Raw genomic sequence first — 17,444 nt, forward strand, 5'->3', positions numbered from 1 at the left:
CATGGGCACGAGAGAGGTAATCGCAGCTATGAGAAGGCATACGAACACATGGTTGGCGGCGCTTCTGTGCGCATGCCTGCTCATATCCTCGGTTCCCGCAACCGCGCTGGGTGCGGCGCGGCCCTCGGTGGGGCCGCACGGGCGCGTAGGCGAAAACGGCGTGGCCTACACGAGCGTCAACGTGCTTGCCGTCAAAGAGCTCTCGGTCCGGGCGAGCGAGAGCTTCGCGGCCACGGTAACCCAGATCCAGCAAGCACCCGACTTGTATATGCTCAAAGCGGCCGTGTCGGGCCACTCGGGCGAGCTTTCCTATGCGTGGACCCGCACGGTGGACGGCGAACCCGACGACGCGTTTTCCTGGGACGGCGCCGAAGTGCGGCTCGCCGATTGGATCGGCGATGGAGCGGGGGGCATCGAGGACGGACGCGAGTACGTCTACACGGTCACGGCGACCGATTCGTCGGGGGCGAGCGCGAGCGCGGCGGTCAGCGTGGCGACCCTCGACGGCTACGGGCGGGCGACCCGCACCGAGAACGGCGTCACCGTCGAGGGCGTGCTTGCCGACGAGGCGGTGTTCGCCGCAGGCGAGCTGGACGGCTCGGCGCCCGCCTACGACCACCTGCTCGCCTCGGCCGAGGGCAAACCGGTCGCAGGCGTTTGGTGCACGGAGCTCTCGGGCACGCGCGGCAGCCGGCCCGCCCATGTGGGCCCCTTGGACGTCACGCTGCCTGCAGCCGGGCTCGGCGAAGGCTCCGAGGTCGTCGTCATCGGGCTGGATGCCCGGGGTGCCGTCGCTAAGTATCCGGGCACGGTGGAAGGCGGCTGCGTGACCGTATCGGTTCCCGCGCTCGGCGCGTTCGCCGTCGCCGCCTGCGGTTCGGGCGGTTCGAGCTACACGATCGAGGCGAGCGCGGGCGAGGGCGGCCAGATCACCCCGTGTGAGACGGCATCGTACGCCGAAGGCGCGGCTCCCCGCTACGTCGTCCTGCCCGATTCGGGGTACGTGGTCGATCAGGTGCTCGTAGACGGTGCGCCCGCTGCGCTTTCCGGAAACGCGTACGTATTCGCACCGCTCGATGCAAACCATGCCATCCGCGCGACCTTCGCAGCCGTCGAACCCGATGCATCGACCGGGCACCGCCTTTCCGCATCCGTGAGCGGCGGGCACGGACGCGTATCCGTGGCGGGCGGCGAGGCGGCTGCCACAGTAGAGGCCGAGCTTTCGCACGGCGCGTCCGCGCTGGTCGAGTTTCTGCCCGACGACGGCTACGCGGTGGACGCCCTCACCGTGAACGGGGTGCCCCATGCGGTCATCGGCGATTCGTTCCTCGTCTCGTGCGCGACCGAAGACGTCGCGGTGCAGGTGACGTTCAAGCCGGGTATCGCGCCGCCGCTACCCGTGCACGCCGTCGAGGCGTCGGTCACAGGCGCAGGCGGAAGCGTCTCGCCCGAGCGCGCCCTGGTTCCCCACGGTCGGTCGGAATCCTTCACCTTCGTGCCCGACGAGGGCTACGAGCTCGAGGCGGTCGCCCTCAACGGCGACGACGTGACGCATCGGGTGCAGCAGGCCGACGGGGCAACGCTCTTGATCGAGAACGTCGTGAAAAGCCACGCGATCGAAGCTTCGTTCAAGGAGAAGGACGATCCCGGCCCCGCTCCCGACGAGCCGTTCGTCAACGTAGACGTGAAGGTGGAGGTGAGCTCGGAAGGCGGCGAGGGCGGAAGCGTGTCGCCGTCGGGCGCCCTGGTGATGGCGCACGGATCGTCCCAGACCTTCTATATCTACCCCGAGGAGGGCTATGACCTCGACCGGGTGACCGTGAACGGCGAGCTTGTCGAAGCCCGACCCCTCGCGCGGGCGACGCTGTTTTCGGCGCGCAGCACGGCGGGCGCGTACGGCGGATACGTGGTGTCGGTCGAATCCGTGACGACGGATACGGTCATCGAGGTTTCCTTCAGGAAGCTCGGCGAGGGCGAACCTCAGCCTCCTGCCGTCGCGGTCTGGGAGGTGGCTTCGTCGGCTTCGGGGGGAGGCACCGTCTCTCCTGCGGGGGTTTCGCGCGTGCCCCAGGGCGAATCGCTTTTCTTGACGCTCAAACCCGACGAGGGGCACCGCTTGGCATCCCTTATCGTGAACGGAACGGATGCAACCGCCGAGGTGTCCGGAAACGTATTCGCCCTTGCCGATGTGCGGGCCGATACGGCCGTGCACGCGGTGTTCGAGCCCGAGGGCGGTGATCCTGGACCCGGCCCAGGGCCTGGCCCCGACCCCGGTCCAGGGCCCGATCCAGGGCCTGATCCAGGGCCTGACCCCGACCCCGAAGGCGAGTTCTTCGCCATCGAGGTGGCGGCGGGCCCGCACGGCACCGTGTCCGACCTTGGCGGCGCCCCGTCGGCAACCATGCAGGTGTCAAAGGGTGCGGACAAGGCGTTCTTCTTCCTGCCCGAGGCGGGCTATGCGGTCGGCGAGGTGAAGGTGGACGGGCAGCCGGTGGTCGCCGCGCGCAGCTACACGTTCTTGAACGTGCAGGCCGACCATACGCTCGAAGTCACGTTTAAGGCTCAGGCTGCGCCGGTTCCCGTACATCCCGGCCAGGCTTTCGGGCGGTTCGCCCAGACGGGCGATGCGCCGTTCGCCTTCGCTGCGGCGGGCCTTGCGGCCCTTGCGGGCGTGGTTGCGCTTATCGGATGGCTCCGTTCGGCTCCGCTTCGTAGGCGTTTTAGCATGAGCCCGGTCTGTGGGGGCAGCAGAGCCGAGAGGACGGATAAAATCGACGGAAGGGGTAGCCGATGAGCGCGCGGGCGAACAGACGGCGCGCTTCGGCGCTGCGCAGGTCGCCGTCCGGCCGTCGCGTGCCGCGGCCGACCATGGCCGATGCCTGCGCCCGCTTCGGCAGGGAATCGCTGCGCGTCAGGCAGATCGAGCACTTCGTCGCCGCGGTGGAACTCGGGAGCCTCTCGGCCGCAGCCGAGGCGGCGGGCATCTCGGTGCAGGGGATGTCCCAGTCGATCGCGGGGCTCGAGGAGGAGGTGGGTGCGCGGCTGCTCGAGCGGGGCCGCCTCGGGACGTCGCCGACGGCGTTCGGCTGGGAGTGCTACGACCGCGCGAAGGACCTCCTTGCGGAGTTTGACGGTTTCGACGCGTTCGTGCGGAGCCGAAGCGGCCCGGACGATGCCTGAGGTCGGCTGGCTGCCCGCCTTGTGCCTTATCGCGGGAGCCGTCGCTTTGGCGCTTGCGCTGGCGGCGATCATCCTGGCTCTGCTGAGGCGAATCCGGGTTCTCGCCGAGCTCGCCTACGTCGATCAGGTGACGGGCGGTTGCACGCAGGCTCGCTTTGAGCGAATGGCGGCCGAGCGGCTTTCCGGGGCCCTTGCGAACGAATACATGCTCGTGACCCTGAATCTCGAGGGCTTCAAGCTGGTGAACGACGCGTTCGGGAGCGAGCGGGGCGATGCCGTGCTTCGCCACGTGTACCGCACCGTCGAGCGGTGGATGGACGAGGGCGATCTGCTCTGCCGCACGTTCGCCGACCATTTCATCCTGCTCGTCGAGACGAAGCCGCGCGCAGAAATCGTCAGGCGGCTCCAGGGGCTCTCGACCGAGCTCAACCGTTTCAACGAGGGGGCGGCTCGCGCGTACCGCCTCGTTTTGAGCGCGGGGGCCTACCCGATCGACGATCCGTCGCTTCCGCTCGTGCAGATCCGCGACCGATCGAACGTGGCGCGCCTGAGCGCCGCCGATTTGGAATCGGGGAGCCTGTTCTCGTGCGGGTTCTACTCCGATGCCGACAGGCTGCGGCTTTTGCGCGAGAAGCGGCTGGAGAACCGGACGGGTGATTTGGTGGAGAGCGGCGAGCTCGCCGTGTTCCTGCAGCCCAAGCTCGACTTGCGCGTGGGTGGGGTAGCCGGGGCTGAGGCGCTCGTTCGGTGGCGCGACCCCGAGCGCGGCCTCGTCATGCCCGACGGGTTCGTGCCGTTCTACGAGAGGAATGGCTACATCGTGAAGATCGACCTGTTCGTGTTCGAATCCGCGTGCGCGCTTCTGCGGAAGTGGATCGGCGCCGGGGTTGAACCTCTGCCGATCTCCTTCAACCTCTCCCGCGCCCACCTTTCGGATCCCCTGTTTCTCGATGCCTTCGAGCGGGTGAGGGAGCGCTACGGCGTGCCGGCGCATCTGCTCGATTTCGAGCTCACCGAGACCTACGCGGCGAGCGACCCCGGCGTCGTGGCCGCCGCTTTCGACGCCATCCGCGCGGCGGGCTACCGCGTTTCCGTCGACGACTTCGGCAGCGGGTGCTCGTCGCTCAACATGCTGAAGGACATGCGGGCCGACACCCTCAAGCTCGACCGCGAGTTTCTGTACGCCGCAAGAGCAGCGAGCCGAGGGAAGCCTGCAGCAGGCGATGCGGCCCCCGACTCGTCCCGCGCCAGTGTCGAGGATCCCGGCCCCGAAGCTGCTTCTGGGAGCGGGCCCGGCTCGTCGCAGCTCGCCCGGCTCGCACCGGGCGAGGCATGTCTGCCGCCCAGCGGGCCCGCCGACTTACCCTGCGCCGTCGTCGTGGTCGAATCGGTGGTGGCCATGGCCAAGCGCCTCGGCATGCAGGTCGTCTGCGAAGGCGTGGAGTCCGACTCCCAGCTTGAAGCCCTCGCCGCCATGGGCTGCGACCTCGCCCAAGGTTTCGCCATCGCCCCGGCGCTGCCTCTCGACGAGTTCGAGCGCATGGCGTTCGGACGGGTTGTGGAGTAGGGCGATCCCACGCTTCTCTTCGACGTCCGTTTATTCGGAATCCGCGCCACGATCTCCCGGCAGCGCATGCTCGCCGCGGCCCGAAAGGCGGGTGAAGCGGTTGACTTCCTGCGCTCGGAGGTGTTGGGGCGGCTTGGGGTGAAATAAGGCGTCGATTTTCTCGGTGACGATGGCTGCCCCTTGTAACCGTTCGTCGGACAAAACGAAAAAATGTCACTTTATCTCAAACGAACTGAAAGTTCCGTCCTTTGAAAGCTTCTTCCGCGCTTGGAACAATGAAGCGGTCGGCATGGTGCCGGCATGCGCACAGGTGCGTACGGGAGGAGGAGACCATGAAAGAAGACAACGCTTTACGATCTGCAAAGTCGGCAATGTCTCGTCGGACGTTTCTCGGGGGAAGTGCCGTAGCGTTCGGGACGCTTATGCTTTCGGGTACGCTCGGTATGACCGGCTGCTCGTCAGCGAACGAGCACGAGGCAAAAGGGGATGTCGCCTCGACTCAAGCGGGCGATCAGGCGACCTTCGAGATCTACGATACCGAAATACTGATCATAGGGGGTGGGCTGGCTGGTTCCCATGCAGCGCTTCAGGCCTATAAGCAGGGTAAAGATGTGACCGTTGTAGAAAAGGGTCCGTTCCATTTCGGTGGTGCTTGCGGGTACAACTGGTGCAACTGGATAAACTTCATTCAAACCGATACGCCGTGGGATCAGTCGGAAGATTTCGTGCTGAACGAACTGACGAACAAGAAGATTGCAAAAGCAACCCACGAAGCGTTCAGCGTAGATGAGCGAAATCTGCTTCTGAGGTACGCCCAAGAAGGAAACAACCTGTTCGTTCGCGATGAAGAGGGAAATTTCGCTCCAGGGCTCGACATGTCCGACTATCCGTTGTTCGGGACGTTCAACGGCTTCCCCCGATACTTCACGGATTCCGTTGAACGCACAGGGGCTCGCATCTTCGACCATACGATGATCACCGATGTCATCATCGAGGGCGGCTCATGCATAGGGGCGATAGGCCTTCATGTGCCAACCGGCGTGGTAAGGGTATTCAGGGCGAAGGCGACGGTTTCTTGTACCGGTGCGAGTTCGTGGATATATGGATGGAATACAGTCGCTCCGACATCGATCAACTCGCCTGACAACACAGGTGACGTCGATGCAGCGGCGTATCGGAGGGGCGCTTTGCTTCAGGATTCGGAATTCTTCCAATTCGACCTCATCAGCATGTACCCTACCGGACTTGCAGCAACGTTCGTGGGCGGAATCGGCGCCGACAACCTCTGCTGCGAGTACATCTGCGATGCGAACGACAATTATTTCTTCCGTGGCATGGATTATTCGACCCTCGATCGCATTACGTTCACGCGTACGATCGCGAAAGCCATACACGATGGCGGGGGATCCCCGAGCGGCGGGGTGTACGTCGATTTTTCCAACCCCGAGGCATTTGCGGCAATGGGCGAGGTGTATCGTCGAAACGTCGGCCTCTGGAAAGACGTGTTCGGCATCGACGTTGCTTCGACCAAGCTCGAGTGCGCACTCGAAGCCTACGAGCATGGAAGCAACCCGCGCGTCGATGAAAACCTTATGGTCGAAGGTATGCCGGGGCTGTTCTGCTCGCGCGGTGGCGGTGTGTACGGTGCACAAGGGGGTTCGTCGGTCAACGTTGCCTACCGAGACGGGTCGTATGCCATGATGAAGGCGATCGAATACGCCGAAGGCGAAGGAGAAGCGCGTCCGGCGGCGTTTTCGTTCGATCTCATCGGGGAGGAAATCAACCGCCTCCACGAGCTGCGTGTTCGACAAAACGGGGGAAAGAGGCCCCAGGAGATTACCCGCATGATCCAGAAGGCCGCGTATGCGGCATGCCAGCCGACGCGCGAGACCGATGCCATGAAGCAAGCCGTGGCCGAGCTCGAGCGCATACGAGTCGAAGACATGCCGAGTATGACGCTTGCCGATCATTCGCTAACCTATAACAGCGATTGGAAGGCGGCCATCGAGGCTTACAACGTGCTCGATATAGCCGAGGCTAGCTCAAAAGCCGCGCTTATGAGGGAAGAGAGCCGTGGACACAGCTACCGCCCAGAGTATCCAGAAGAAAACCCTGCAGAATGGACGTGCAACATCGTAGCCGAAAACGTGAACGGCGAGATGAAACTTGCAACCGTTCCTGTCGTAGAGCTTGACTAGTCCGCCTTATCCAAGGTGAAGGAGGCGTTTTACTATGAAGATCAAGGTCCAAAAGTACAATCCGTCCGTGGATGCAGAGCCATCGTTTTCCGAATACGACATCGACTATTGGGAGCACATGACGCTTTTGGAGGCGTTAGTGCTGATAAACGATACGATCGAGCCTATTGCATTCGACTATAGCTGCAGAGGCCGCGTGTGCGGTAGATGCGCGATGGCGCTTGATGCCACACCGTGCCTCGCCTGCGTCACGCTTGTAGAAGAAAACGGCAAGAACGTGGTGACTCCGCTTCCCGGTTTTCCCGTCATCCGCGACCTTATCGTCGATAAAACGAAGATTACCGATAAAGTGAGCAGAATACTTGCCCGGCAACGTGCGTTCGACCTTTCGCTTGACGAAGTTAAGGCGCCGATCGATCCCGAGGTGTACGAGAAGCTCGAGCCGCTTGAGTACTGCGCCCGCTGCGGCGTATGCATGGCGGCATGTCCGGTCGTGCAGGCGGACGGTGCGAAATCCTATATCGGCCCAACGGGGATGGTAGCAATCGCCAATCGCTTCTACGATCCGTACGATCAGGGGGATCGTGTGGTCGAAGCCGTGCAGAACGGATTGTGGAACTGCACCCAATGTGGCACGTGCGACGTAGTGTGCAAAGCGCTTGAGATCGACCATCAGTCGGTTTGGAAGGATCTGCGCGCCGCCGCAGAGGCAGCGGGGTTGAAGCCCGCGAACGCATAGGGCCTTATTTAGCCGTCCTGCATCTAAGCGTGGCGACGCGGGACGGCTTACTTCGTTCGGACGGATGCTCTCAGATGAAAGCGAGCCTGCAGGTTAGCATACCATTCGTGCGCACGAACGCGTAAGGGAGTATACTTTTTCATGAGGGGTTTCCGTATGGGATGCGGATGGGGGATATATGAAAAACGATGCTTGGGAGCCGCAGGGCCTCTTCGATAGCGAGGACGTTCAAATCAAGCTGCGCATCATGCATGCGGTCGATGGTTCGCTCGATCAGATAACCGTGGCGGATCTGTGCGAAAAGACGGGTATTTCCCGACAGACCTTCTATCGGAATTTCGACAGCAAGTACAGTTTGCATTGGTGGTGGCCGACGCATATCCACAAGTTCTACCTTGTTGAAGTGGGCAGAACCATCGATTGGGAGACGGGCTATTTTCACCATATTCGGTTACTCTCGCTTGAAAAAGACTTCTTCGAGGTTGCAACGCAGTATACGCTCAACTTCCCAACCGAGCGCAGCATCATGCCGCATTACCGCAAATGCGCCCTCATCGAAACCCTGCGGGATTACCGCGACATCGAAATCGATGACGACCTCATGTTCTGCGTAAACACATGGGTCAAAACTGAAACCGAGATACTGACCGAGTGGTATCGGCTCGGCACGACGCCGTCTCCGAGGGAAGCTGCAGCCAAGATCGCAGGCGTTATTCCCAAGCGGCTCTACGATGCTCTTTCTATGGAAGCGGACTAGAGACGAGCATCACGCGGGGCTTTTAGTTTCAGGTTCGGACACATTAAGCGGAGTCGCGGCCTCTCCCGGCAGCGCATGCTCGCCGCGGCCCGAAAGGCGGGTGAAGCGGTTAACTTCCTGCGCTCGGAGGTGTTGGGGCGGCTCGCTCGGCTCGCGGCGATGCTTCTTTCCGTACAGCTCGTAGATGAGAAACGGGATGAGCACGGTCACGGCGGAGCCGATCGCAAGGAGCGCTTCGTAGGCGGGCTGCTGCGATGCGGATATCACGATGGGCGGGAAAAACGCGATGACGAGCGCAAAAAGCGAGCTCGCGAACCCGGCGACCGCGAACACCCATTTGCCAACTGCTTTGCCCGGTACGTGGTAGCCGCGCTTGATCTCAGGGTGCAGAATGAGCTTGATGTAGGAGATGAACAGCATCAAATACGCCACCAGGTAGATCACGGCCGTGAGCGATACGGCGGCGAGGTAGGAGAGGTTGTTGCCTCCGCCTGCGAGCGTGAGCACGACCGCCCATATGCTCACGACGATGCCCTGCACGACGATGATGGGCACGGGCGCACCGTGCTTGTTGAGGCTTTTGAAGCGCTCGGGGATGAGCCCCTGCTGGGCGACCGCGTACAGGGCCCGCGAGGGGCCGACCACCCACGAGCCCACCTCCCCGATCACGCCGAGCACGAGCATGAGGCAGAGCACCTTCACCGCCCAGCCGAGTTCGGGGCCGATGCCGAGCACGAGCGTCTCGTAGGTTTGCACCATGCCGCCGCTCATGGAAAGCTGTTCGAGCGGCACGACGCCCGCAACGGCGAAGCCGCCGATGGCGTTGAGCACCGTCGCGACGATGACGAGGACGATCATCGCGATCGGGTAGTTGCGCGAGGGGTTCTTGAGCTCGTTGATGTGGCTCGCGCTCGCCTCGGTGCCCATGTTCGCGAACAGGAAGCTCACGAATACGACGAGCGTGGAGGCGTGGGCGAAATCGGGCAGCAGGTTCGGGTGCGCAAGGTCGAGCTCGAGCGGTTTTCCCGAAGCGAGGTAGAGTGCGCTTAGCACGATGAGCAGAAGCGTCGGCACGAGAACGCCGACGATGAAGCCGATGCGCGCGAACGCGGCGGTCTTCTTGGTTCCGCCGAGCTGCAAGAGCGTGACCGCCCAGAACACGACGAGCACGCCTATGGTTTTGACGAGCGGATCGTTGTCGAGCGCGGGGAAATCGAGCAGGTAGGAAAGCGCGCTCAGACCGAAGTAAATGATTATGATGAAGCAGATGGTGATCTGGAACCATTGGAAGAACACGGCGGCGAACCCAAACCGCGGCCCGAGCATGCGCCCGACCCATGCGAAGATGCCGCCGTTTTCCCAGCCTTTGACGGTAGCCATCTCGGCCGAGCAGAGGGCGACGGGGAGAAACCAGAGAAAACCGCTCGCCAACAGGAAAAACGGTATTTGCATGCCTGCGACTGCGAAGGTGGGGTACTCGTGTACCGACATGACCATGGCGGCGGTGATGGAAAGGAAGCCTGCGAGCGTGAGCGCAGGTTTGGCGGCGGCACGTGCGCGGGATCGGGTGCTTTCGGGCGATGCTTTCATGTATCCTCGCTTGATTGGATGGTATCGATAGCGTAGCGCGCAGAGGGCTTCGGTGGCGGCAATCGTCATGCAAGCGTAGCCGATGGGATACGATTTCGATCCTTTTCCGCAGCTTTCCGTTGCGCTTGTTGCCCTGATGCCTATAATCGGGAGCGAGCGGTGCCGATGCGCCGCCTGCGGCTGTAAGCCGCATACATAGCAGGGGAGCTTGCAGGAAGCGCGTTGAGCGCTGCGGCAGGCTGAGAGGAAGCGCGATCCCGCTTCGACCCTTTGAACCTGATGGTTAATGCCAGCGAAGGGAGTGCCATGACGCAGATTACTGCTGCACGTGACGGAACCGTCACACCTCAGATGAGAATCGTCGCCGAAAAAGAGGGCCTCGAGGCCGAAACGATACGCGAAGGCGTGGCCGCGGGGCGCATCGCCATTCCCGCAAACGTCAACCACACCGCGCTTTCGCCCGAGGGCGTGGGCGGCGGGCTTCGGACCAAGGTGAACGTGAACCTCGGCATTTCGGGCGATATGCACGACGAGGAAGAGGAGTTCTCCAAGGTGGCCGTCGCGCTCGAACTGGGCGCCGAGGGCATCATGGATCTGTCGAACCACGGCAAGACGCGCGAATTTCGCACCAAGCTCATCGAGCGGTCGAGCGCGATGGTGGGCACCGTGCCGATGTACGATGCGATCGGGTACCTCGAAAAGCCGCTCGTGGACATCACGGTCGAAGATTTTCTCGAGGTCATCCGCGTGCATGCCGAAGACGGCGTCGATTTCGCAACCATCCATGCCGGCATGAACCGGCGCGTCATCGACTCGTTTCGCGAAACGGGACGGCTTACCAACATCGTGAGCCGCGGCGGTTCGCTCATCTTCGCCTGGATGGAGGCGACCGGCAACGAGAACCCGTTTTACGAGCACTACGACGAAGTGCTCGCCATCTGCCGCGAATACGACGTGACGATCAGCCTCGGCGACGCGATGCGGCCGGGAAGCACCTATGATGCATCCGACGCGGCCCAAATAGCCGAGCTCATTGAAATCGGCACGCTCAACCGGCGTGCGTGGGATGCGGGCGTGCAGGTGATGGTGGAGGGGCCGGGCCACATGGCGCTCGACGAGATCGCCGCGAACATGAAGCTCGAGAAGCGTTTGTGCCACAACGCGCCGTTTTACGTGCTCGGCCCGCTCGTGACCGACATCGCTCCGGGCTACGATCACATCACGGCGGCCATTGGAGGCGCGGTGGCGGCGGCATCGGGTGCGGATTTCCTCTGCTACGTGACGCCTGCCGAGCACTTGCGCCTGCCGGATGTGAACGACGTGCGCGAAGGGCTCGTGGCTACCAAGATCGCAGCTCATGCGGCCGACATCGCGAAGGGCGTGCGCGGCGCACGCGACATCGACAACCGCATGAGCGATGCGCGCCGCCGCATCGATTGGGAGGGCATGTTCGACTGCGCAATCGATCCGGTGCGTGCGCGGAAGGTGTTCGAGAGCGCGCCTCCCGCGACGGAGGGCACCTGCACGATGTGCGGGAAGATGTGCGCCATGCGCACGGTGAACACCATCATGGAAGGCTTAGTGGTTTCGCTGGACTGACGTCCATCGAAACGGGTCGACTGCTACGCCGCGAAGCAAGTCCCCTCGGGACGGGTTTCCGCAGCGCCCCGCCTCGACGGTCCAAGCCCTCGTCGCGTACGAAGTACGCGTCCCCGGGCTTTCCCGCCGATTCGAGGCACCGCGAAAACCCTCGCTGACTTACAGGGACCTGGAAGGTTGAAAGGAAACGAACATGGAACGGTTCTCTTTGAAAAACGCCCTCGAGACGGTGCGCGCCACGGTGCCGCTCGTCCACAACATCACGAACTACGTGACGGTCAACGATTGCGCGAACGCGCTTCTGGCGGCGGGTGCGAGCCCCATCATGAGCGACGAGCCCGAAGACGTCGTCGATATTACAACGATCTGCGGCGCACTCACCCTGAACATCGGAACGCTCAACAAGGCGAGCATCGAAGCGATGTTTCTCGCAGGCGAGCGTGCAGCCGAGCTCGCCCATCCCATCGTGCTCGACCCGGTGGGGGCGGGGGCGTCGGGCTTGCGTACGCGTACCGCGGCGGAGCTTCTTGACAAACTCCCCGTTGCGGTGATCCGCGGCAACATGTCGGAGATGAAGGCGCTCGCGAGCGGTGCCGCCTCCACGCGCGGCGTCGACGTGTGTCCCGACGACGCGGTCACGCCCGAGAACCTTGCCGAATCGGCCGCGTTCGCCCGTGCCTTTGCCCGGAAAACCGGCGCAGTCGTTGCTATCACCGGCGCGATCGATATCGTGACCGACGGCGAGGAGGCGTACGCCATCTCGAACGGATCGCCGGTTATGGGAAAGATCACGGGAGCTGGCTGCATGCTTTCGTGCTTATGCGCTGCTTACGCGTGCGCAAACCCCGCTTCGGTACTCGATGCGACGGTTGCCGTGGTTGCCGGCATGGGTCTTGCGGGCGAGACGGCCGAGAAGCGCATGGGCACCCGCGACGGCAACGGGTCGTTTCGCACGTATCTGCTCGACGCGCTCTACCGCATGGACGGTGAGGCGCTCGAAGCAGGGGCGAAGATCGAGCGGATCGAGCGGTAGGCCATGTACCCGCGCGAGAAAATCCGCGAGGGCATGCGCCTGTATGCGGTCACGGACAACGCATGGCTTGCGGGTCGCACGCTCGCGACGTGCGTACAGGAGGCGCTTGCTGGGGGAGCGACGTTCGTGCAGCTGCGCGACAAGCGGGCGACAACCGACGAGTTGGTCGTGCAAGCCCGCGCGCTCATGCCGCTGTGCGCGAAGGCCGGCGTGCCGTTCGTGGTGAACGACGATGTGGAGGCGGCGCGCGCATCGGGCGCCTGCGGGGTGCACGTGGGCCAGGATGATACGGCATGCGCGAGCGCCCGGGCGGTGCTCGGGCCCGATAAGATCGTGGGCGTGTCGGTGCAAACGCGCGAAGAGGCGCTCGCGGCCGAGGCCGCAGGTGCCGATTATCTTGGGGTTGGGGCGATGTTCGGCACACCGACCAAACCCGAGGCGGTGGATGTGAGCTTTGCGGAGCTCGCATCCATCTGCGCCGCCGTCTCCATTCCCGTCGTGGCGATCGGGGGCTTGAACGAACGCACCATCCCGCAGCTTGCGCAGACCGGCGTCGACGGAGCTGCGGTGGTGTCGGCGATCTTTGCAGCGGCGGACATCGAAACGGCAACGCAACGCCTGCGATTGCTCGTTGACGAGGCGATCAGGTAAGCGCTACGATGAACGCGAAGCAACGACGATGCGGGCGCATCGGCGGGCGCGGACGGCGAAAGGACCGAACATGGAAGCAGTATTGAGCATAGCAGGTTCCGATTCGAGCGGGGGAGCCGGCATCCAAGCCGATATCAAGACCATCGCAGCGCATAAGCTCTATGCCGAGACGGTCATTACGGCGCTCACGGCGCAGAACACCACGGGCGTCTTCGGCGTCATGGAGGTCGATCCGGCGTTCGTTGCGCAGCAGATCGACGCGGTGTTCGATGACATCCGCCCCGACGCCGTGAAAATCGGCATGGTGTCTTCGGCCCCCATTATCGAGGTTATCGCCGAGCGTCTTGTCGCCCATAAGGCCGAGAACATCGTGGTGGATCCCGTCATGGTATCGACCTCGGGGGCTTATCTCATCGACGACGATGCCGTGGAAGCCCTCAAGACCACGCTCATTCCCTTGGCGAACATCATCACCCCGAACATTCCCGAAGCCGAGGTGCTCTGCGGCCGCCGGATCGCATCCGAAGAGGCCATGGAGGAGGCGGCGAAGGAGCTTGCCGAGCTTACGACGGGTGCGGTGCTCGTGAAAGGGGGGCATGGCTCCCAGCGAGCCGACGATGTGCTCGTCACCGAGCACGGGCGCGTGGTGTGGCTGCGCCATAAGCTCATCCCGACGCCGAATACCCACGGCACGGGCTGTACGCTCTCTTCGGCCATTGCCTGCGGTCTTGCGCAGGACTTCGAGATGCAGGCGGCGGTGTCGAAGGCGAAGGCGTACGTGACAGGAGCGCTACAGTACGGCCTCGACCTCGGACGGGGCAACGGCCCGTTGAACCACATGTGGGATTACTGACGGTTGCTCTTCGCTCGACGAGTTCGGTTGCTCGGGGCCCGCGCGGCGGCGGGCAGGGCTTCCGTGTAGCGTACGGAAGCCCATGGTTTCGCGTGCCCCTGGAGGTGGCCGCTTTTCGGTGCCCTTGCATGAATCTGGCGCGGAAAATGGCCAATTGTCTCGCTTGTCCCACGCTGTCGCGTACATGCCCGAGGTTGAACGTGTATCGCTCTCGTTTGATCAGGCATGATGTTCGTGCGCCGTGGTTCGTGGCATAACAGGTGCTGAGAAAACCGCGATTTTTTGGGACAGACGAGACGATTGGCCAAAACAGGGTGGTTTTTTGTGCATGCACCCACTCTCAATCGTCGACGTGCCATATTGTCCTGCGATTTGCGTGTGGTTGAGCCGCTTGCCCCATCGGTTCGGCTCTATCGTTCGTACTTCAGCGTGCCTCCCACGTAGGTGGCGATAACCTGCGTGCTCTGTATCTCATCGTCGGGCAGTGCGAGCAGGTTTCGGTCGAGTACGCAGAAGTCGGCGAGTTTGCCCGCTTCGAGCGTACCGAGCTCATGGGCGCGACCTGCCGCATGGGCGCTCCCGAGCGTGTAGGCGCGTATCGCATCGGCCAGGGGAATGCGCTCTTCGGGCAGCCACCCGCCGCGCGGCATGTGGGTGTGCGGGTCTTGCCGGGTGACGGCAGCGTAGAGCACATCCATGGAATTCACGTCGACCACGGGCGAATCGGTTCCGAACGCCATCTTCACGCCCTCGTCCAAAAACGTTGCGAACGGCCACATCCACCGCGTGCGCTCGGGCCCCAGATCGCGTTCGGGGCCGCCGGGGTCGAGCGTGATGTGGGGCGGCTGCACGGCGGCGAGCACATTGAGCGCGGATAGGCGCGCGATGTCGGCTGGCTGGAGGTTCTCGAGGTGCTCGAGGCAGTTCTGGCCGTGTGCGGGCAGTCCGTATTCACGCTGCGCTTCCTCGAAGATGTCGAGCGCGAGGTGGATGGCCTCGTCTCCGATCGTGTGGATGCGCACAGCATGGCCCGCCTGCGCTGCAGCCAACACAAGCTCGCGCATCGTTTCGGGTTCGATGGTCGGCCGTCCGCGATCTCCTTCGAACCGTGCGTTGGCGTAGGGCTCTGCAAGGTAGGCGGTGTGCTGGCTCGATACGCCGTCGAAGAACTGCTTGAAGCCGGGTGCTTTAAGATAGGGCCCAGAAAAGCGGCGCTGCATGGCTTCGAGGCGGCTCATGTCGAAGGTGAGCGTGGGGAACACATGCACGCGCACCGCGAGCTCGCCGCGCGCTTCGAGTGCCGCGTAGATATCGTCGCGCACGAAATCGAGTCCCGGATGCGCCATGAGCGACAGATCGCAGACCGACGTGATGCCATTTTCGAGCAAGGTTTCCATGAAGCCACGGTATGCGCTTCGCATCTCCTCGTCGGAGAACGAGGAAACGATGCGCGGCATGAGTTCCATGGCCGCAGCTTCGCGGATGATGCCCGTAAGGTTTCCGTCGCTGTCGCGGTCATAGCTGCCGCCTTGGGGCGGTTTGCTTTCTGTTGTTACGCCGAGGGCGGCAAGGGCTGCTGAATTGACCCAGAGCGTATGGGCGTCGCCCGAATACAAAGCGACGGGTCTATCGGGAAAGGCGGCGTCGAGAGAGCGCTTGCTCGGCATGATCGGCGGGTCCCACCGGTACTCGCGCCAACCTTGGGCGAGTATCCACGAACCATGCGGGCGGGCGGCGGCAAGCGGAGCGAGGTGTTCCACGTAGTCCGCCTCGCTCGTTCCGAGATAGTTCAGCGCGAGCGGGGACGAATAGAGCGCCGAGTGGAAGACGTGCAGGTGCGAATCGTGGAATCCAGCCACGATCATCGACGAACCGAAGTCACGCACGGTCGTGTGCGGTCCGCGGAAGGGCCGTACCCCTTCGTTCGGGCCTGCGTATACAATGCGGTCGCCCTTAACGGCGAGGGATCCGGGTGCGGCATCGTTTCCGATGCCCGTGAACAGCGCTTGGGTTTCGAAGATGGTGTCTGCGAACATTGCCGTCCTTTCCTTTCACGTGCCGAAAGCGCAGTGCGTTTCGTCTTCTGCCCTTGGCCGCGCGAAGCGAGCGATCCGTGCGGCGCGCTCGTCTTCGGCTTCGGTTGCCGCGTGTAGGGCGGGCCTTCGTCGGAAAAGCTTACGAGGGAAGTTCGAAGCGGTACTCGTCGCCGCAGATCGTCTGCTTGATCTTCCCGTCGCATACGAGGTACACCAAATGCGCCATCGTCTCGGCCATCGAGAAGTACTTCTGGTCGAGGGGCCAGCGGCACCAGTCGGGGTACTTCCATTGCGCGTTTTGCGAGATGGAGATGATGTCGTGGTGGCCCTCGGCGACGAGTTCGTAGATTTCCTCGAGGCGCTTTTCGTGATGGTCCTTCAAGTATAAAACGCGTTCGTGCAAGCCGGTGAAGGGGTTTCCGTGTGCGGGGAGCACGAGCTTAACGTCGTAGCGGTTCATCTTGCCGAGGCTTTCCATAAACTCTTCGAGCGCGTTGTGGGTGGCGAACCACGACGAGATGGCGGGCGTGATGCGTTCGAGCACGTGATCGCCGATGATCATCGTCTTCGTAGCAGGCTCGTACAGGCAGATGTGCCAATTGTCGTGGCCGGGCGTTTCGATGACCTCGAACTCGTAGCCGCCGGCAAAGATGGTATCGCCCTCTTCGACGTAGGTGACGAACGGGCGGTGCTTCAAAGGCAGTAGTTCGGCATGAAGCCTGAGGCGCGGTACGCCTTTTTCGAAGGAGAGCCCCTCGTCTTGGGGGCGCGCCGCCTGGCGTACGAGCGGCTCAAACACCTTCGCCTCCATCATCTGGAGGTTCTCTACTTCCTGGAACGAATGGAGGTTCGCGTACAGGCACATCCCATCGCGGTAAATACGGTCGAGGTTGCCGGTATGGTCGGGATGGGAATGCGTGAGCACGATCTTCACCGAATCCCAGCCGCGCCCGAGTTTGGCGAGCGCTGCGTTGAGCGCCGCTTCGCACGCCGGATGGTCGAACCCGACGTCGACGATCGTGGTCGTCTCGTCGTCGAGGATGAAGTACGAGTTCAGCTCGCGCAGCGGGTTGTCGGGAAGCGGTACGCGCACCTGGTAGATGTGCGGCACCACTTCGGTGATGAAACCGTCGTAGTCGAACTCGTATGTAGGAGAAGCCTTCGTATCGATGCTCGAGGCCCTGTTGCCTATACTGTCCATTGTCTGCCTTCTGTTCGGTGTCCTGCGTTCATTGTACGAC

13 protein-coding genes are annotated in these 17,444 nt (G+C 62.9%); 10 read left to right on the forward strand and 3 right to left on the reverse strand.

Annotated elements, in window-relative coordinates; translation table 11 throughout:
* Nucleotide 1 precedes the first annotated feature (1 nt).
* The 6 genes from FJE54_RS16060 (at nucleotide 2) to FJE54_RS10315 (ending at nucleotide 8,441) form a co-directional block, all read left to right on the forward strand.
* The gene (locus FJE54_RS16060; protein ID WP_180326695.1) at nucleotides 2-2,794 is read left to right on the forward strand and encodes an InlB B-repeat-containing protein; all 2,793 of its coding nucleotides are present in this window, start codon (nucleotides 2-4) and stop codon (nucleotides 2,792-2,794) included.
* Nucleotides 2,791-3,180 carry a LysR family transcriptional regulator gene (locus FJE54_RS10295; RefSeq protein WP_139652696.1) on the forward strand — a complete coding sequence of 130 codons (390 nt, stop codon included), beginning with the start codon at nucleotides 2,791-2,793 and terminating at the stop codon, nucleotides 3,178-3,180. The genes FJE54_RS16060 and FJE54_RS10295 overlap by 4 nt, the downstream gene beginning before the upstream one ends.
* Nucleotides 3,173-4,747 (forward strand): GGDEF domain-containing phosphodiesterase, encoded by a 1,575-nt coding sequence (locus FJE54_RS10300; RefSeq protein ID WP_139652697.1) that lies wholly within the window; start codon nucleotides 3,173-3,175, stop codon nucleotides 4,745-4,747. The genes FJE54_RS10295 and FJE54_RS10300 overlap by 8 nt, the downstream gene beginning before the upstream one ends.
* A gap of 332 nt (nucleotides 4,748-5,079) precedes the next feature.
* Nucleotides 5,080-6,945, forward strand: coding sequence for an FAD-dependent oxidoreductase (locus tag FJE54_RS10305; RefSeq protein WP_139652698.1), 1,866 nt, complete (start codon nucleotides 5,080-5,082; stop codon nucleotides 6,943-6,945).
* Nucleotides 6,946-6,979: 34 nt separating this feature from the next.
* Complete coding sequence (locus FJE54_RS10310; RefSeq protein WP_139652699.1) at nucleotides 6,980-7,684, forward strand: succinate dehydrogenase/fumarate reductase iron-sulfur subunit; 705 nt, start codon at nucleotides 6,980-6,982, stop codon at nucleotides 7,682-7,684.
* 178 nt (nucleotides 7,685-7,862) lie between these two features.
* Complete coding sequence (locus tag FJE54_RS10315; protein ID WP_139652700.1) at nucleotides 7,863-8,441, forward strand: TetR/AcrR family transcriptional regulator; 579 nt, start codon at nucleotides 7,863-7,865, stop codon at nucleotides 8,439-8,441.
* A 9-nt stretch (nucleotides 8,442-8,450) separates the two neighbouring features.
* Here the strand turns inward: FJE54_RS10315 and FJE54_RS10320 are convergent, their stop codons facing one another.
* Entirely contained in the window at nucleotides 8,451-10,031 is a 1,581-nt protein-coding gene (locus FJE54_RS10320) for an amino acid permease (protein WP_139652701.1), read from the reverse strand.
* A gap of 306 nt (nucleotides 10,032-10,337) precedes the next feature.
* On the opposite strand from FJE54_RS10320, the gene thiC reads away from it, so the two are divergent.
* From thiC to thiD, 4 genes are all read left to right on the forward strand, one after another.
* A complete protein-coding gene (gene thiC, locus FJE54_RS10325) occupies nucleotides 10,338-11,630 on the forward strand; it encodes a phosphomethylpyrimidine synthase ThiC (RefSeq protein WP_139652702.1) in 1,293 nt (430 codons plus the stop codon).
* Between the two features lie 193 nt (nucleotides 11,631-11,823).
* A complete protein-coding gene (thiM, locus tag FJE54_RS10330; RefSeq protein ID WP_139652703.1) occupies nucleotides 11,824-12,663 on the forward strand; it encodes a hydroxyethylthiazole kinase in 840 nt (279 codons plus the stop codon).
* Nucleotides 12,664-12,666: 3 nt separating this feature from the next.
* Nucleotides 12,667-13,314 carry a thiamine phosphate synthase gene (gene thiE / locus FJE54_RS10335; protein WP_139652704.1) on the forward strand — a complete coding sequence of 216 codons (648 nt, stop codon included), beginning with the start codon at nucleotides 12,667-12,669 and terminating at the stop codon, nucleotides 13,312-13,314.
* A 70-nt stretch (nucleotides 13,315-13,384) separates the two neighbouring features.
* Nucleotides 13,385-14,167: a bifunctional hydroxymethylpyrimidine kinase/phosphomethylpyrimidine kinase gene (gene thiD / locus FJE54_RS10340; protein ID WP_139652705.1), complete on the forward strand. Its 783-nt coding sequence runs from the start codon at nucleotides 13,385-13,387 to the stop codon at nucleotides 14,165-14,167.
* Nucleotides 14,168-14,577: 410 nt separating this feature from the next.
* Here thiD and FJE54_RS10345 read toward each other — a convergent pair whose 3' ends face one another.
* Entirely contained in the window at nucleotides 14,578-16,203 is a 1,626-nt protein-coding gene (locus FJE54_RS10345) for an amidohydrolase (RefSeq protein ID WP_139652706.1), read from the reverse strand.
* Between the two features lie 139 nt (nucleotides 16,204-16,342).
* Entirely contained in the window at nucleotides 16,343-17,404 is a 1,062-nt protein-coding gene (locus FJE54_RS10350; protein WP_139652707.1) for an MBL fold metallo-hydrolase, read from the reverse strand.
* Nucleotides 17,405-17,444: the final 40 nt, after the last annotated feature.

This window comes from Raoultibacter phocaeensis (assembly GCF_901411515.1).
In the GTDB taxonomy this organism is placed as follows: Bacteria; Actinomycetota; Coriobacteriia; order Coriobacteriales; family Eggerthellaceae; genus Raoultibacter; species Raoultibacter phocaeensis.

Excerpts from the sequence above, each read along its gene's own strand:
- thiC (WP_139652702.1), top strand. The coding sequence starts at position 10,338 with ATGACGCAGATTACTGCTGCACGTGACGGAACCGTCACACCTCAGATG.
- FJE54_RS16060 (WP_180326695.1), top strand. The coding sequence starts at position 2 with ATGGGCACGAGAGAGGTAATCGCAGCTATGAGAAGGCATACGAACACA.
- FJE54_RS10320 (WP_139652701.1), bottom strand. The coding sequence starts at position 10,031 with ATGAAAGCATCGCCCGAAAGCACCCGATCCCGCGCACGTGCCGCCGCC.
- FJE54_RS10345 (WP_139652706.1), bottom strand. The coding sequence starts at position 16,203 with ATGTTCGCAGACACCATCTTCGAAACCCAAGCGCTGTTCACGGGCATC.
- FJE54_RS10295 (WP_139652696.1), top strand. The coding sequence starts at position 2,791 with ATGAGCGCGCGGGCGAACAGACGGCGCGCTTCGGCGCTGCGCAGGTCG.
- thiE (WP_139652704.1), top strand. The coding sequence starts at position 12,667 with ATGTACCCGCGCGAGAAAATCCGCGAGGGCATGCGCCTGTATGCGGTC.
- FJE54_RS10300 (WP_139652697.1), top strand. The coding sequence starts at position 3,173 with ATGCCTGAGGTCGGCTGGCTGCCCGCCTTGTGCCTTATCGCGGGAGCC.
- thiM (WP_139652703.1), top strand. The coding sequence starts at position 11,824 with ATGGAACGGTTCTCTTTGAAAAACGCCCTCGAGACGGTGCGCGCCACG.
- FJE54_RS10350 (WP_139652707.1), bottom strand. The coding sequence starts at position 17,404 with ATGGACAGTATAGGCAACAGGGCCTCGAGCATCGATACGAAGGCTTCT.
- FJE54_RS10315 (WP_139652700.1), top strand. The coding sequence starts at position 7,863 with ATGAAAAACGATGCTTGGGAGCCGCAGGGCCTCTTCGATAGCGAGGAC.
- FJE54_RS10305 (WP_139652698.1), top strand. The coding sequence starts at position 5,080 with ATGAAAGAAGACAACGCTTTACGATCTGCAAAGTCGGCAATGTCTCGT.
- thiD (WP_139652705.1), top strand. The coding sequence starts at position 13,385 with ATGGAAGCAGTATTGAGCATAGCAGGTTCCGATTCGAGCGGGGGAGCC.
- FJE54_RS10310 (WP_139652699.1), top strand. The coding sequence starts at position 6,980 with ATGAAGATCAAGGTCCAAAAGTACAATCCGTCCGTGGATGCAGAGCCA.